The sequence below is a fragment of the Mycobacterium sp. genome (genome assembly GCF_035697385.1).
Taxonomy (GTDB): Bacteria; Actinomycetota; Actinomycetes; order Mycobacteriales; family Mycobacteriaceae; genus Mycobacterium.
In genome coordinates this window covers 73,101-89,146 of record NZ_DASSCY010000201.1, presented here as the reverse complement: position 1 = coordinate 89,146, position 16,046 = coordinate 73,101, and the positions used below count along the sequence as shown (strand labels likewise).

The 16,046-nt window shown below is 67.0% G+C and carries 12 protein-coding genes and 1 pseudogene; 9 read left to right on the top strand and 4 right to left on the bottom strand.

What is annotated here, in order from left to right:
• From VFH65_RS16745 to VFH65_RS16735, 3 genes and pseudogenes are all read left to right on the top strand, one after another.
• A pseudogene (locus tag VFH65_RS16745) lies at nucleotides 1–661 on the top strand (hypothetical protein); the annotation flags it as partial.
• A gap of 80 nt (nucleotides 662–741) precedes the next feature.
• Nucleotides 742–1,146: a hypothetical protein gene (locus VFH65_RS16740; RefSeq protein ID WP_353322935.1), complete on the top strand. Its 405-nt coding sequence runs from the start codon at nucleotides 742–744 to the stop codon at nucleotides 1,144–1,146.
• A 94-nt stretch (nucleotides 1,147–1,240) separates the two neighbouring features.
• Nucleotides 1,241–1,648 carry a hypothetical protein gene (locus VFH65_RS16735; RefSeq protein ID WP_353322934.1) on the top strand — a complete coding sequence of 136 codons (408 nt, stop codon included), beginning with the start codon at nucleotides 1,241–1,243 and terminating at the stop codon, nucleotides 1,646–1,648.
• A gap of 41 nt (nucleotides 1,649–1,689) precedes the next feature.
• Here the strand turns inward: VFH65_RS16735 and coaA are convergent, their stop codons facing one another.
• Nucleotides 1,690–2,628 carry a type I pantothenate kinase gene (gene coaA, locus VFH65_RS16730; protein WP_353322932.1) on the bottom strand — a complete coding sequence of 313 codons (939 nt, stop codon included), beginning with the start codon at nucleotides 2,626–2,628 and terminating at the stop codon, nucleotides 1,690–1,692.
• A gap of 31 nt (nucleotides 2,629–2,659) precedes the next feature.
• Here coaA and VFH65_RS16725 point away from each other — a divergent pair, with 31 nt between their 5' ends.
• The 6 genes from VFH65_RS16725 (at nucleotide 2,660) to VFH65_RS16700 (ending at nucleotide 10,163) form a co-directional block, all read left to right on the top strand.
• Complete coding sequence (locus VFH65_RS16725; protein ID WP_353322931.1) at nucleotides 2,660–3,883, top strand: DUF885 domain-containing protein; 1,224 nt, start codon at nucleotides 2,660–2,662, stop codon at nucleotides 3,881–3,883.
• A gap of 101 nt (nucleotides 3,884–3,984) precedes the next feature.
• On the top strand, nucleotides 3,985–5,460 hold the full coding sequence (locus VFH65_RS16720) for a glycine hydroxymethyltransferase (protein WP_353322930.1): 1,476 nt from the start codon (nucleotides 3,985–3,987) through the stop codon (nucleotides 5,458–5,460).
• Nucleotides 5,461–5,543: 83 nt separating this feature from the next.
• Entirely contained in the window at nucleotides 5,544–6,827 is a 1,284-nt protein-coding gene (glyA, locus tag VFH65_RS16715) for a serine hydroxymethyltransferase (RefSeq protein ID WP_353322945.1), read from the top strand.
• A gap of 53 nt (nucleotides 6,828–6,880) precedes the next feature.
• The gene (locus VFH65_RS16710) at nucleotides 6,881–7,702 is read left to right on the top strand and encodes an acyl-ACP desaturase (RefSeq protein WP_353322928.1); all 822 of its coding nucleotides are present in this window, start codon (nucleotides 6,881–6,883) and stop codon (nucleotides 7,700–7,702) included.
• Between the two features lie 191 nt (nucleotides 7,703–7,893).
• Nucleotides 7,894–9,207, top strand: coding sequence for a PhoH family protein (locus VFH65_RS16705; protein ID WP_353322926.1), 1,314 nt, complete (start codon nucleotides 7,894–7,896; stop codon nucleotides 9,205–9,207).
• A gap of 74 nt (nucleotides 9,208–9,281) precedes the next feature.
• Entirely contained in the window at nucleotides 9,282–10,163 is an 882-nt protein-coding gene (locus VFH65_RS16700) for a polysaccharide deacetylase family protein (RefSeq protein ID WP_353322924.1), read from the top strand.
• Here VFH65_RS16700 and VFH65_RS16695 read toward each other — a convergent pair.
• The 3 genes from VFH65_RS16695 to VFH65_RS16685 form a co-directional block, all read right to left on the bottom strand.
• Nucleotides 10,160–10,381 (bottom strand): hypothetical protein, encoded by a 222-nt coding sequence (locus tag VFH65_RS16695; protein WP_353322923.1) that lies wholly within the window; start codon nucleotides 10,379–10,381, stop codon nucleotides 10,160–10,162. The two genes, VFH65_RS16700 and VFH65_RS16695, sit on opposite strands and share 4 nt — an antisense overlap.
• Nucleotides 10,382–10,462: 81 nt before the next feature.
• Nucleotides 10,463–13,213 (bottom strand): ATP-binding protein, encoded by a 2,751-nt coding sequence (locus tag VFH65_RS16690; protein WP_353322922.1) that lies wholly within the window; start codon nucleotides 13,211–13,213, stop codon nucleotides 10,463–10,465.
• Nucleotides 13,214–13,247: 34 nt separating this feature from the next.
• On the bottom strand, nucleotides 13,248–16,031 hold the full coding sequence (locus VFH65_RS16685; protein ID WP_353322921.1) for a helix-turn-helix transcriptional regulator: 2,784 nt from the start codon (nucleotides 16,029–16,031) through the stop codon (nucleotides 13,248–13,250).
• Nucleotides 16,032–16,046 lie beyond the last annotated feature (15 nt).

The following is a 16,046-nucleotide window of genomic DNA, read 5'->3' as shown; positions in this document are numbered from 1 at the left end:
GCTGGCAGTCACCGGCGGGCAGACCGCGCTGACGGTGCTGCTGTTCACCAGCCTGGCGATCGCCATCGCGATAAACGTGCTGGCTGATCCGCTTGCCGGCGTGCTCGACCGCGTCGCGTTCTCCCGTTCACCCGCGCTGCGGGCCGACCGGGCCGCGCTTCGTCGCACCGAGGCGGCGCTGCCGCTGCGGTCGAACAATCCGCTCGACGGCGTCGACGAGGACACCTTCGCCCGGCTCACCCGCCGCGCGCTCGGCCACTACGGCGACCTGTCGAAGCTCGTTGCGAGCCCGCTGACCGCGCTACCGATCATCGACGAGCGGCTCGCTGCGCGGGGCGCACCCGACCAGCCGCTGGAGCGGGCCAACGAACTCAAAGCCCTGCTGGCCGACCGCATAGCGCGGCTGAAGCCCCGTGACGGCGGCGACTTCGGCACGACCGAGCAATGGCGCTACTACAACTCGCTGTACTTCCCGTACGTGGTCGGTGTGCGTGCTTACGCGCAGAACGCGACGGCCGCGGGGCTCGACCCCGTCGCGCGGCAGGCCTGGCAATGGTTCGTCACCGAGGTGCCGCAGCGGTCGCTGCACAACTGGCAGAACGCGGCGGCGCGGCTGATCGCCGCGGATCTGCGCGGCCAGCTGGTGACCGCACAAGACTGAAAACCCTCTGACCTGGGCTTGGCAGTAGCTGGCAGTGCCTGGCGTCGATCTGGCAGTGGCTTCTGCGCAGCATCGAAGTCATGACCGCCATCACCAATCGTCAGTTCACCGAAGCTGACTCGTTACTGCGCTTCACCATGCGGGCCGACGCCACGCTGTGCGCCGGTCTCGGCCTGTTCGTCGCGATGGCCGCCGATCAACTGTCGCGGCTGACCGGTCTTTCGCCCACCGCCGAGTGGATCGTCGGCGCGGCGCTCGTCGCCTACGGCGCGCTGATGTACGTGCTCGCCGCCGTACCCGACGTGCGGCACGTCGGCCTTGGCGTCGTCGGCGGCAATGTCGCCTTCGCCATGGCCAGCTGTGTCGTCTTGGCGGCTGGCTGGCTGCCGCTGACCGACCTTGGTGTCGTCATGGCCATCGCCTTCACGGTCGCCACATTGGGCATCGCCTACATCCAGTACCTCGGAGTCCGCCGCCTGGCGTGACTCCCTCATGACTGGTCCGGAGTCGCCGTCGTCAGAGGTTGCGGCGTCGACTCCGGCACCGGTCGCCGAAAAACCCAACCAGAAAGGGAAACTCATGACCGCCATCTCAACCCGACTGAACGAATCGACCGATTCGCTGCTGCGTTTCGCGATGCGAGCCGACGCGATCCTCACCGGCCTCGCCGGTGTAGCCGGGGTTCCACTTGCCGGCTGGCTTGCCGATGTCTCAGGCACGACGCCAGCGATCGAGTACTCCCTTGCGGCGTTCTTCATCGCCTACGGCATCGTCGTGTTCGGTCTGTCCACCTTGCCGTCGGTGCGCGTACCGGGCATCGCCGTCATCATCGCCAACCTGCTGTACACGGTCGCGGCCGTTGCGGTCGTGCTGACCGATGTGTGGACCATGACCACGCTAGGGGTGGTGCTGACGCTGGCGACCGGTGTCTACACGGCCGTCTTCGCCGAGTTGCAGTACACCGGCCTGCGCCGGATGAAGGCGTAAGTCGTTGCCGCTGGGGCCCGCTCGGTAACTGCCGGGCGGGCCTACAGCTTGCGCAGACGCAACCGGTTGATCGAGTGGTCGGCGTCCTTGCGCAACACCAAAGTGGCCCGCGGCCGCGTCGGCAGGATGTTCTCGATCAGGTTGGGGCGGTTGATCGAATGCCAGATGTCGCGCGCGGCGAAGACGGCCTGCTCGTCGGTCAGCGTCGCGTAGTGGTGGAAGTGTGACGCCGGGTCGGCGAATGCGGTCGACCTGAGGCCGAGAAACCGTGCGATGTACCACTGTTCGATGTCTTCGATGCGCGCGTCGACGTACACCGAGAAGTCGAACAGGTCCGAGACCATCAGCGTCGGGCCGGTCTGCAACACGTTGAGGCCCTCGAGAATGAGGATGTCCGGATGCTTCACGATCTGCTTCTCGCCAGGCACGATGTCGTAGAGCAGGTGCGAATACACCGGTGCGCAAACCTGATCGGCCCCTGACTTCACCGTCGTGACGAATCGCATCAGCCCGCGACGGTCGTAGCTTTCCGGAAAACCTTTGCGGTGCATCAGGTTTCGGCGCGACAACTCGGAATTCGGATACAGAAAGCCGTCGGTGGTGACCAAGTCGACGCGCGGATGGTGTCCCCACCGTGCCAGCAACGCCTGCAGCACACGGGCTGTGGTCGACTTGCCGACCGCGACGCTGCCAGCGACGCCGATGATGAACGGCACCGGCCGGTCCGGATTCTGCTGTGGCTCACCGAGGAACTCGGCCGTCGTTGCGAAAAGACGTTGGCGGGCGGCGACCTGAAGATGAATCAGCCGGGCAAGTGGCAGGTAGACCTCTTCGACTTCGAGCAGATCGAGTTTCTCGCCGAGGCCGCGCAGACGCAGCACTTCGTCTTCGCTCAGCTTCAACGGCGTCGACATGCGCAGCGCACGCCACTGACTCCGGTCGAACTCCACGTAGGGGCTCGGCTCGCTCAGCCGCGGCATGGGCACAGTCTTGCAGTTAGCGTTGGGTGCCATGGACACCGGTACTGATTCGGCGACCCTCATCCGCGAGTATCTGCTGCTCGGCCTGCGCTTTGACCGGGTCGAGGAGGGTTACGTCGACTCCTTCACCGGAGACCCGGCGCTGCGCCGTGTCGTCGGAGACGAGCCGCAACCGGATCCCGCGCATCTGGCCCGTCAAGCCGAGCAGCTGCTGGCCGAACTGCCGAACGTGCCGCGCGGCAACGGCTTCGACCAGTCCCGGGCGGACTACCTCGGCGCTCACCTGCGCGCCCTGGCCTGCGCTGCCCGCAAGTTCGCCGGCCAGGATGTCGGGTTCGTCGACGAGGTCGAGGCGTATTTCGACGTGCACATCGCCAAAGGCGACCCCGAGCAGTACCGGCAGGCGCACCGCAAGCTCGACGATGCGCTGGGCGGCACCGGGCCGCTTGCCGAGCGCATGGCTGCCTACCGGGCGGGGGAGGAGATCCCGCCCGAACGGCTCGAGGAGGCCATCCACGCGTTCTCGAGCGCACTGCGTGACCGGGTGCGCGCGCAGTACCCGCTGCCCGAGACCGAGACCATCACCTACGAGGTCGTCACCGACAAGCCCTGGTCGGGGTTCAATTACTACCTCGGCGACTACCGCTCGACGGTTGCGGTCAACGCCGATCTCAAGCAGCAGATGTCCAACCTGCCGCGGTTGGTGGCGCACGAGTCCTATCCGGGTCACCACACCGAGCACTGCCGCAAGGAGGCGGGGCTCGTCGAGGGCAAGGGCCATGCCGAGCAGACCATCTTCCTGGTCAACACCCCGCAATGCCTGATGGCGGAGGGTCTGGCCGACCTGGCGCTGCACGCCGCGATCGGCCCGGGCTGGGGCCGATGGGCCGAAGAGATCTACGCCGACCTGGGGCTTCGTTTCGACGGGGAACGCGCCGAGGCGGTGTCGGAAGCCGCGGCCGCGCTGGCTGACGTCCGACAGGACGCCGCGCTGATGCTGCACGACGAGCACCGCGACGCCGACAATGTCGCCGCCTTCCTCAAGCGCTGGCTGCTGGTCAACGACGAGCGTGCCCGGCAAAGCCTGCGGTTCCTGTCGTCGCCGCTATGGCGTGCGTACACCAGCACCTATGTGGAGGGTTACCGGTTGCTGCGCGGCTGGCTGGAGGCCCGGCCCGACGGCGTCGGCCTCACCGAGCGGTTCGGCAGGCTGCTCGACGAGCCGTTGATCCCGTCGTCGCTGCGCGCGGCATAGCTTGGAGCGCGCCGCGACGGTGCGGTTTCATACGCGACTCGCCGCTCAGCCGTATCAATGCGCACAGTGGGCGCCGAAAGGCGGGGATTAGGCTGAACCCCATGGCTGCAGACCCGACCGTGACCTCCGACGCCGCGCCCGGCGCCGAATACGCCGACACCGCAAGCGTCGCCTACCAGGCAGCCCTGCAGGTCATCGAGTCCGTCGAACCCCGCATCGCCGCGGCGACACGCAAAGAGCTTGCCGACCAACGGGATTCGCTCAAGCTGATCGCCAGCGAGAACTACGCCTCCCCTGCGGTGCTTCTGACGATGGGCAGCTGGCTGTCCGACAAGTACGCCGAGGGCACCATCGGGCACCGGTTCTACGCCGGCTGCCAGAACGTCGACACCGTCGAGAGCGTCGCCGCCGAGCATGCCGAGCAGCTGTTCGGTTCCCCGCACGCCTACGTCCAGCCGCACTCCGGCATCGACGCCAACCTCGTTGCGTATTGGGCGATCCTGGCTACCCGCGTCGAGACGCCGGGGCTGGCCGAGTTCAACGCCAAGCATGTCAACGACCTGTCCGAGGCCGACTGGGAGAAGCTGCGCAACAAGCTCGGCAATCAGCGGCTGCTCGGGATGTCGCTGGACGCCGGCGGCCACCTCACCCACGGCTTCCGGCCCAACATCTCCGGCAAGATGTTCCACCAGCGCAGCTACGGCACCGACCCGGATACGGGCTTCTTGGACTACAGCGCCGTCGCCGCCGCCGCCCGCGAATTCAAGCCGCTGGTCATCGTCGGCGGGTACTCCGCCTACCCGCGCCGGATCAACTTCGCGACCATGCGTGAGATCGCCGACGAGGTCGGCGCCACCCTGATGGTCGACATGGCTCACTTCGCCGGTCTGGTCGCAGGCAAGGTGTTCACCGGCGATGAGGACCCGGTGCCGCACGCCCACGTCACCACAACCACGACGCACAAGTCGCTGCGCGGACCTCGCGGCGGCATGGTGCTTTCCACGCCCGAATACGCCGACGCCGTCGACAAGGGGTGCCCAATGGTGCTCGGCGGGCCGTTGTCTCACGTCATGGCCGCCAAGGCCGTCGCGCTGGCCGAGGCCCGTCAACCGTCGTTCCAGGCCTACGCGCAGCGCGTCGCCGATAACGCTCAGGCGCTGGCCGACGGCTTCCTCAAGCGCGACGCCGGGCTGGTCACCGGCGGCACCGACAACCACATCGTGCTGCTCGACGTGACCTCGTTCGGTTTGACCGGTCGTCAGGCCGAATCCGCACTGCTGGACTCCGGCGTCGTCACCAACCGAAACTCGGTTCCCGCCGACCCGAACGGCGCGTGGTACACCAGCGGCATCCGGCTGGGCACCCCTGCGCTCACCACGCGCGGATTCGGGCCCGACGACTTCGACCGCGTTGCCGAACTCATCGTCGACGTGCTGTCCAACACCACGCCGGCGCAAGGCACGGCTGGCACTTCTAAGGCCAAATACAAGCTGGCCGACGGCACCGCCGACCGCGTGCACGCCGCGGCCAGCGAACTCCTGGCAGCCAACCCTCTCTATCCGGGACTGACGCTCTAGACGTAGCCCCCAATACCCGGCCCGGGTATGCCAGACTCGCCGCCGTGACCGCGACGCCCGATGTTCGTATGCCCACGTCCGTCATGTCGGCTCCGCTCGCCGACGTCGATCCCGATATCGCCGCGCTGCTGGACAAAGAGCTCGGCCGCCAGCGCGACACGCTGGAAATGATTGCGTCGGAGAACTTCGCACCGCGTTCGGTCCTGCAACTGCAGGGCAGTGTGCTGACGAACAAGTACGCCGAGGGACTGCCCGGCCGTCGCTACTACGGCGGCTGCGAACACGTCGACGTCATCGAGAACATCGCCCGCGAACGGGCCAAGGCGCTGTTCGGCGCCGAATTCGCCAATGTGCAACCACATTCCGGCGCACAGGCCAACGCGGCGGTGCTGGCCGCTCTGATGTCGCCAGGTGAACGGCTGCTCGGGCTGGATCTCGCCAACGGCGGCCACCTGACTCACGGCATGAAGCTGAACTTCTCGGGCAAGGTGTACGAATCCGCCTTCTACGGAGTGGATCCCGGCACGGGACTCATCGACATGGACGCCGTGCGGGCCCGTGCCAAAGAGTTGCGGCCCCAGGTGCTCATCGCGGGCTGGTCGGCCTACCCGCGCATGCAGGACTTCGCGGCGTTCCGCTCGATCGCCGACGAGGTCGGCGCGCACCTGTGGGTGGACATGGCGCACTTCGCCGGTCTGGTCGCCGCCGGTCTGCACCCGAACCCGGTGCCGCACGCCGACCTGGTGTCGACGACCGTCCACAAGACGCTTGGCGGGGCGCGCTCCGGGTTGATCCTTGGCAAGCAGGCCTACGCGAAGACCGTCAACTCGTCGGTGTTCCCGGGAACGCAGGGCGGCCCGGCCATGCAGGTCGTCGCGGCCAAGGCCGTCACGTTCAAGATCGCACGAACGCCGGAATTCGCCGAACGGCAGCAGCGCACATTGTCGGGCGCGCGGATCATCGCCGAGCGTCTACTTGCCGCCGACGCCAACCGTGCCGGCGTCAGCGTGGTCACCGGTGGCACCGATGTGCACTTGGTGCTTGTCGACCTTCGCGACTCCGCGCTGGACGGCAAGGCCGCCGAAGACCTGCTGCACTCGATCGGCATCACCGTCAACCGCAACGCCGTACCCAACGACCCGCGGCCGCCGATGGTCACCTCGGGCCTGCGGATCGGCACTCCCGCGTTGGCCACCCGCGGTTTCGGCGACGCCGAATTCACCGAGGTCGCCGACATCATCGCGACCGCGCTGACGGCCGGCCCGTCGGCTGACATCACCGGCTTGCGCGACCGCGTCACCCGCTTGGCCAGGGAGTTTCCGCTGTACGACGGGCTGGAAGACTGGGAGCTGCACGGCAGGCGATGACACGCGGCGCCCGGTTTTGAAAAAACATGTGAACTCGGGTTACAGTTACTTTTATGGCACAGAAACCTGTACCTAATGCGCTGATCCTCGAGCTCGAACCGGTCGTGCAGCAGGAGCTGCGACGCCACGTCGACTCGGAGGACCTCTGGTACGCGCACGACTACGTGCCGTTCGACCAGGGCGAGAACTTCGCCTTCCTCGGTGGACACGACTGGGAACCCTCGCAGGTGACGCTGCCCAAGGCCGTCACCGACGCGCTGGAGATCCTGCTGATCACCAAGGACAACCTGGCCGCCTACCACCGCGAGTTCGTGTTCAGCTTCATTCTGGAAGAGAAGTGGGGCCGCTGGATCGGCCGGTGGACCGCCGAGGAGCACCTGCACGCGATCGCGTTGCGCAACTACCTCGTCGTGACCCGCGAGATCGACCCGGCCGCCAACGAGGACGTGCGCGTCCAGCACGTGATGAAGGGCTACCGCGCCGACACCTACAGCCAGATCGAGCGGTTGGTGTTCATGGCCTTCTTCGAACGCGAGCACGCTGTGTTCTGCCGCAACTTGGAGGCACAGATCACCGAGCCCGTGCTCAAGGGACTCATCGGCCGCATCGCCCGCGACGAAGAGCGCCACGAGGAGTTCTTCGCCAACCTCGTCGCGCATCTGCTGTCCTCCAACCGCGACGAGACCATTGCGGCCATCGCGGCCCGCGCCGCCGAACTCGACGTGGTTGGCGGCGACATCGACGCGTATGCGGACAAGATCAAGCACATGGCCGACGCCGGCATATTCGGGCCGGAGCAGCTGCGCCAGGTCATCTCCGACCGGATCACCGCGTGGGGACTGACCGACGAACCATCGTTGCGCGCCTACGTCTGACGGTTAGCCACGGCGCGCCTGCGCGGCGCATATGGCGCGACGAGAGTAGCGTCGTTCGCGATGGCTAGCGACATGCTCTGCTGTCCGGGCGGTACCGATCGTTTCGATCACGAGAGGACCGGCCCCGGTCCTGGTACCGCAGTGTCCGCCGAGAAGTTCGTGCGGGGCCGCGCGTGCTTGAGGAGCGCTACGTGACTGATTCGCTCGTCCGGACCTACGTGCTCGACACCTCCGTGCTGCTGTCCGATCCGTGGGCCTGCACAAGGTTTGCCGAACATGAAGTTGTGGTCCCGTTGGTGGTCATCAGTGAACTGGAAGCCAAGCGGCATCACCATGAGCTTGGCTGGTTCGCTCGGCAGGCACTGCGGTTGTTCGACGACCTGCGGCTCGAGCACGGACGGCTGGATCAGCCGATTCCCGTTGGGACGCAAGGCGGTACGCTGCACGTCGAGCTCAACCACAGTGATCCGTCGGTGCTGCCCGCGGGCTTTCGGACCGACAGCAATGATTCGCGGATCTTGACCTGCGCGGCGAACCTCGCCGCCGAAGGCAAGCTGGTCACGTTGGTCAGCAAGGACATTCCGCTCCGGGTGAAGGCCGGCGCCGTCGGCCTGTCCGCCGACGAGTATCACGCCCAGGACGTCATCACGTCGGGCTGGACCGGGATGGACGAGATCGAGGTCTCGGCCGAGGAGATCGACGGACTATTCTCCGACGGCGAGATCGACCTGGAGTCGGCCCGTAATCTCCCGTGCCACACCGGTATTCGATTGCTGGGCGGCAGCTCGCACGCGCTTGGGCGGGTGAACGCCGAGAAGCGGGTGCAGCTCGTGCGCGGTGATCGCGAGGTCTTCGGGCTGCGCGGCCGCTCCGCCGAACAGCGGGTGGCGCTGGATCTGTTGCTCGACGAGTCGGTGGGCATCGTGTCGCTCGGCGGCAAGGCGGGCACCGGCAAGTCCGCGCTCGCGCTGTGCGCCGGCCTTGAAGCCGTGCTGGAACGCCGCACCCAACGCAAGGTCGTCGTGTTCCGGCCCCTGTACGCGGTCGGCGGCCAGGAACTCGGCTACCTGCCTGGCAGCGAGAGCGAGAAGATGGGCCCGTGGGCGCAGGCCGTCTTCGACACCCTCGAAGGTCTCGCCAGCCCCGCGGTGCTCGAAGAGGTGCTGGCGCGGGGCATGCTCGAGGTGCTGCCGCTGACGCACATCCGCGGACGCTCGCTGCACGACTCGTTTGTCATCGTCGACGAGGCGCAGTCCCTGGAACGCAACGTCCTGCTGACCGTGCTGTCGAGGCTCGGCGCCGGATCGCGGGTGGTGCTGACCCACGACGTCGCCCAGCGCGACAACCTTCGGGTGGGCCGGCACGACGGCGTGGCGGCGGTGATCGAGAAACTGAAGGGCCATCCGTTGTTCGCACACATCACGCTGTTGCGCAGCGAGCGGTCGCCGATCGCGGCGCTGGTCACCGAGATGCTCGAGGAGATCAGCCCCGGCGCGCTGCCCTGACGCGGTTTGTGGCGCCGCAGCGGCGGTGAGCGCCGGTCGCGCTCCACAAATCGCATACTCGGTAGGCTGCCAGCGTGCCGCGACGACCCGACAGCCAGGCCTGGCGCTACTGGCGCACCGTGCTTGGTGTGCTGGTGGCCGCCACGGTGCTGGTCGTCGGCGGCCTCACCGGACACATCCGCCGCGCCAATGCGGACGAGGTCGACTGCGCACAGGTCAAGTGTGTGGCACTGACGTTCGACGACGGGCCGAGCCCGTTCACCGACCGGTTGCTGCAGATCCTCAAAGACAACGACGCGCGCTCGACGTTCTTCCTGATCGGCAACAAGGTCGCGGCCAACCCTGCGGGCGCGAAGCGCATTGCCGACGCCGGCATGGAGGTGGCCAACCACACCTGGGAACACCCCAACCTGACGACCATCCCGCCCGAGCTGATCGGCAGCCAGCTGACGAAGGCCAATGATGCCATCGCCGCCGCGACGGGTATCACCCCGACGCTGTACCGACCAGCCGGGGGTCTGTCCAACGACGCCGTGCTGGCGGCGGCCAAGAAACTCGGTATGGCCGAAATCCTTTGGGACGTCGTTCCTTTCGACTGGGTCAACGACTCAAACACGGCCGCCACCACCTACATGCTCAAGACGCAGATCAAGCCGGGCTCTGTCGTGCTGTTCCACGACACCTACTCCAGCACCGTCGATGTGGTCTACCAGTTCATCCCTGTGCTGAAGGCCAACGGCTATCACCTCGTGACAGTCAGCCAACTTCTCGGCTCCCGCGCACCAGGAAGCAGCTACGGCGGCCGCGATAACGGGTTGCCCGCCAACGATATTCGGGATGTTCCAGCGGGCGAGATCCCGCCATTGCCTGACACACCGTCGCCGACGCCGATGCCGAACTTCCCGATCACCGATATCCCTGACCAGAACTCAGGCGGCCCCAACAACGGGAGCTAACGGCGACGGTGGCCCCGCACCAGGAACCAGCCCGCGGCCGCCGCGCCACCCACCGCCAGCATCCGATCGGCGCCGCGCTCGCGGTCGGCCGTGGACAGGTCGAGCAGCGACACCAGACCCAGCGCGGCGAAGCCGGTGCGCAGAGCGGGCTGGCTGGTCGCCGTCGTGACCAGAGCACCAGTGCTCTGGACGGCCACGGGGTTGTGATTTGCGGGCACCGGTCCTCCTGCAGATGGCTTGTTCATGGGGGCGCATTGCACGCTAATTCGCAGAAGAGCGTTGAGAAATAGGGTGTTTCCCTATTCGTTCGGTGTGCGCATGCGCCTGCCGAGCTCGGCCCGCGACTTGATGCCGAGCTTTCGGTAGACGCGGGCGAGGTTCGCCTCGACCGTCTTCGGGCTGATGAACAGGGCCGTCGCCACATCTCGGTTCTTCATGCCCGACGCCGCCAGCTCCGCGACCCGCAGTTCTGACGGGGTGAGCTCCCCGTTTGGGTGCGGGCCGACTTTCGCGCGGGCGAGTTCGGCGCGCGCGCGATCGGCCCACAGCGGGATGCGCAGCTTGTTGAAGACGCCGAAGGCTTCCTGCAGGCTCGCCGACGCGGGGTCCTTCCTGCGTAGCCGACGCTGAAGCTGACCCAGCAGCAGCTGGGTGCGCGCCCGCTCGAACGGCATGGCAAGCCGGTCGTGCTCGGCCATCGCCCGCTTCGCCGCCTTGCTGCCTGCGTCAAGATCACCGAGCGCGGCCAACATCATGGCCCGCCCGCGTGCGCCGACCGCCAGCATCCAGGGTCGGTCAAGCCTGCGACCGTTGCGTTCGAGCGCGTCGATGAGCGGCTCCGCCTCGGAGAGCCGGCCAAGGGCAATCAGCGCCTCGATCGCGTCGGGCAGGAATCCCGCGTTCGGCAGCTCGGTGGGACTCGACGCCGGGTCGAACCTCGACACCAGCGGTTGCAGCGCCGCGAAGCTCGCCTCGTAGCGGCCCAGCGACAGTTCCAAGAAGCCCAATGCGCCAACCACGCGCTCCGCCAACCGAAATGAGCCGGTGCGCCTGCTGATCTCCATGGCCTCGTCGATGGCACGCCTGGCGTCGGATTCGCGGCCGGCGTACGGCGCCAACTGCGCGCGAAGGCTGGTGGCCAGAAACAGTGCGGTGTCGCCGCCGAGTTGACGCGCCTGCTCCATGGCTTCCTCGGCGACCAGGTCGGCCTCGACGAAATCACACCTGCGCATCGCGTTGACCCCGATCTGGAACGCGATGAAGACGTTTTCGCCCTCCTCGCCTTTTTCCACGCAGCGGCGCCGGATGCGCTGTAACTGGACATGCGCTTGTGCGAGCTGGCCCGACCAATCCAGTAGCAGCGCATGCTGAACGGTTGGCCGAAACACCAGAGGTGTGAATGCGACCGTCGGATCCTCCAGTTCGAGCGCCCGCCGAAGGCTTGGCTCATCGATGCCGTGTCCGCGCATGAACCGGACGGTGACCAGCATCCCCAGTGCAACGCTCAGCAGGTGCGGCAGGCCGAGGGACTCGGCGCCGGTGACCGCGAGCTGCGCGTTCTGCAGGCTGGCCGTTGCCTGGTTGGCGTGAATCTGGGCGTACGCCAACATAATCAGCATGGCGACGCGCAGCGGTTCGTTGTCCTCGACTTCGGCCAGCGCCCGTTCGAGCAGGCGGACCACTTCGAAGAAGCCCGCGTCGTAGAGACGCACCACCGCCAACCGGGACAGAGCTTCGGCGCGGAGGTCGCCGGGCGGCAGTTCCCCGATTGCGGATTCCAGCATGGCCTCCGCGCGCGCCCGGTTGCCGGCGTCGAAATGATGCGTCGCCGACTGCAGTCGGCGACGGGCGGTATCGCCGCCGAGCCCGATCGCCAGGTCCGCCAGCTCAGCAGCCGCGACGGGGGCACCCCGCAGGCGCGCCGACTCTGCTGCTTTGTCGAGTGCGCGCAATGTCAGGTCATCACCCCTGGTCGCAGCCAGCGCCAGGTGCCGGGCGCGCAGTTCGGGCTCATCGACGATATCGGCGAGTCGCCGGTGCATCGCGCGCCGCTCTGCCGGCGTTGCCTCGGTGTACACGCCCTTGGCCAGTAACGGATGCGCGAAGCGAATGCGGTTGCCGTCGATCGAAATGATTCCCTTGCTCTCGGCAAGCTCGAGCAGTTCGACCACCCGATCGTCGTCGCTGATCGTCGCCTTCGAGACCAGCTCGACCGTCGGCGTCGACATACATGACGCGGCGAGCACCGCCTCCCCGACGTCGGGATCGAGCTTGCCGATCCGCGCCCGCACCAGTTCGGCGAGCGTGGGTGGCAGCGTCGTCTCGAAGCCTGGCACCCGCTCATCGATTGTGCGTGCCAATTCGATGGCATAGAACGGGTTTCCGCCGGAGACCTCGTGGATGCGGCTGATCGTCGGACGGGAGAACGATCTATGCAGCCGGGCCGACACCGCGGCGTGCAGATCTTGAATACCCATGGGGTGCAATCGAAGTCGGTTGAGCGCGTCCGGCCGTGGCATCTGCAGCCACGTCGCGCTGGAACCACCGCCGTTTTGCGTGCGCACGCTGCCAAGAACGCCGACCGGCCCGCAAAGCCGTCGTGTGGCGAATGCGACGACGTGCGTCGTCGACGCGTCCAACCACTGCACGTCGTCGATTGCCAGCATGACCGGCCCGCTGTCCGACAGGCTCTCGACGACCGACAAGAACGCCGCCGCCACCGCACGCTGGTCCGTTGGTGTGCCGTGGTCAGCCCGCAGCAACACCTGATCTACCGCGACACGCTGGGGCTCGGGCAAGTCGGGCCACAACGCGGCGTCGACGTCATCGAACAGGTCGGCGAGCACCGTGTAGGCGAGCACGGATTCGGCGGCTGCGGCCCGTGCGGCCAGTACGCGGAACCCCCGCTCTCGCGCTTGCTCCACCGCAGCTAACCAGAGTGTGGTCTTACCGATCCCGGGTTCGCCCTCGATGAGCAACGCCGAGGGCTCAGCCGATGCCGAAGCCAAGAAGCGACTTGTCGTCCGGATCGCTTCCGGACGGCTCGTCATGCCATCCCCCACGGCATGTCCACCACAATTCCAGCTAACGCCGCAGCTGACTACTTTTTTGGTCATTTGGCTGGATGATCCGTCCAAGTTCAGCCCTGGACCGGATGCCCAGTTTGCGGTAGGCGCGCGCAAGTGTTGCCTCGACGGTCTTCGGGCTGATGAACAACGCACCTGCCACATCGCGGTTTGTCATGCCCGACGCCGCGAGTTCAGCCACCCGCTGCTCGGCCGCTGTCAGCTCGCCCGACGTCTGCAGTGCGACGTCGACGCGCGCCAGCTCAGCACGTGAACGCTCGGCCCACAGCGGAGTGTCCAGTTCGTCAAAGACCGTGAGCGCGCCGCGCAGCGCGGCGATTGCGGCATCTTTGTTTCGCTGGCGACGCGCCAACTGGCCGAGTAGCAGCTGAGTTCGCGCCCGCTCGAACGGCATTGGTAGCCGGTCGTGTTCGGTGAGGGATCGTTGTGCGGCGGCGGCGGCCGTCGCCAAGTCGCCGCGGGCCGCCAGCACCATGGCCTGGCAGCGGGCACCCACTGCCAGCATCCAGGCCCGCCCGAGTCGTTGTCCGTTTCGGTCAAGGGCATCGGCAAGCTGTTCGGCCTCGTCCACCCGGCCCAACTCGACCAGTGCCTGGACCGCATCGGGTATGAACGACGCGGCGACGATCTCGGTGGAATCCGGCATCGTCCGGTGCATAGCCAGCAACGGTTGCAGGGCTTCCAGTGCCGCCTCCCAATTGCCAAGGGAGACTTCGAGAAAGCCCAGACCCGTCGTCACCCATTCGGCCAGCCGCCGCGAGCCGCTGCGCTCGCTCGCCGCGAGCGCCTCGGCGATGGCTTGCCTGGCCTCGTCCTCACGGCCGGCGAACGTCGCCAGCCATGCGCGCAATACCAGCGCTGTGAACAGTGGAAAGTCGCCGCCGAGTTGGCGCGCCCGCTCCATGGCGTCCTCGGCCACCAGGTGGGCGTCCGCGAAATCGCCGCGCCAGATCGTGTTCAGGCCAACATAGAAAGCGATCAACACGAGTTCGCCTTCTTCGCCAACGTCGATGCAGCGCCGCTGGATCGCACGCATTTCCGAGTAGGCAAGCCCGAGTTGTCCGGTCCAGTCGAGGAGCAGCGCGTTGATCATGGTGGGACGCAGTGCTATCGGTGCGGACAGCGTCGGATCATCCAGCTCGAGTGCCAATTGCAAGCTCGCCTCGTCGACTCCGTCTCCACGCAGGAACCCCAGCATGACCCGCACCGCGCGCGCCTGACTGATCAGGCCGGGATTGCCGAGCCGATCGGCGTCCACCACGGCTTCTTCGGCCGCTTGCATGGCGACATCGGTCTCTCCGGTGTTGAAATGGGCGTAGGCCAATGTGGTCAGCATGCGAATTCGCAACGCGAGATCGACGCCCTGCTCTGCGAGTGCCTCCTGCAACAGGCGTGCCGCCTCGCGGTGGCCGTCGTCGTGCAGACGTACGTGCGCCAGCGTGCTCAGGGCTTGTGCGCGAACCACGCCAGGGCCCGTTCGTACGATGGTCTCTTCCAGCAGCGAACCCGCCCGGTCCGGATCCGCGGCATCGAAATAGTGTGTCGCCAAACGGATCCGGCGCTGCGTGGTGTTGCCGCCGAGGCCGATCGCCAATTCGAGTAGTTCGGCCGCAGCTGCCGGCGCACCGCGTTGGTGCGCCAACTCCGCGGCCTCGTCCAGCGCCGCCAGCGTGACCGCGTCACCACGGGTCGACGCCAACGCCAGATGCCGGGCGCGTAACTCCGGCTCGCCGACGATGGTCGCGAGACGACGATGCATGGTGCGGCGCTGTTCCTCAGATGCATCGGTGTAGACGCCACTGGCCAGCAGCGGATGCGCGAAGCGCACGCGGTTGCCCGCTATCGCGATGATCCCCTTGGCCTCGGCCTCTTCGAGCAGGGCGATCACGCGGTCGACGCCGGTCATGGTGGCGTCCGCGACAAGCTCGACCGTTGGGGTGGCCAGGCAGGACGCGGCGAGCAGCGCGTCGTGAACGTCGGGGCCCAACCTGCCGATCCTGGCTCGAACCAGCTCGGCAAGGCTGCCCGGTAGTGTCGGCTCGACGCTGGATGCTTGATGGTCGAGCGCACGGGCCAACTCGATCGCGTAGAACGGATTCCCGCCAGACGTCGCATGGATGCGGGAAATGGCCGGGCGCGGCAAAGATCGGCCAAGCGTTTCGCAAAGAACCGTGTGCAGAGCGCCAATACTCAACGGGCGCAGCTGTATTCGGCTGATCGCGTCTGGTCTGGGCAGCTGTAGCCACTCCGCGGCGGTGGGGTCCTCGAGCTGGGAGCGTAACGCGCCGAGAACGCCGACAGGACCGGCGAGCCGCCGCGCGGCGAATGCCATGACGTGCAGGCTCGACGGATCAAGCCACTGCAGGTCGTCGATCCCGAGCAGCAGCGGTCCGTCATCGGTGAGCAGGTCGAGGATCGAGAGGAACGCCGCCGCCACGGCGCGCTGGTCGGTGGCCGCGCCGCCAGCTTGGTCTCGTGACAGAACGCGGTCCATCGCGATGCGCTGCGGATGCGGCAAGTCGGCCCACATGTGCGGATCCAGCCCACTGAGCAGGTCGGCGAGCGAGGTGTACGCCGAAACGGGCTCACCAGCGGCCGCCCTGGCCGACAACACCCGGAATCCGCGTTCGCGTGCCCGCACCTGAGTGGCCGACCACAGCGTGGTCTTTCCGATGCCTGGCTCACCATCGATCAGCAACGCCGACGGCGCGATGGACGCGGAATCCAGGAACTCGCTTACCACCGCCGCCTCAGCGGGGCGGGTCAACAGGTCCCCGGCCATAGCTGAAGAATCTCA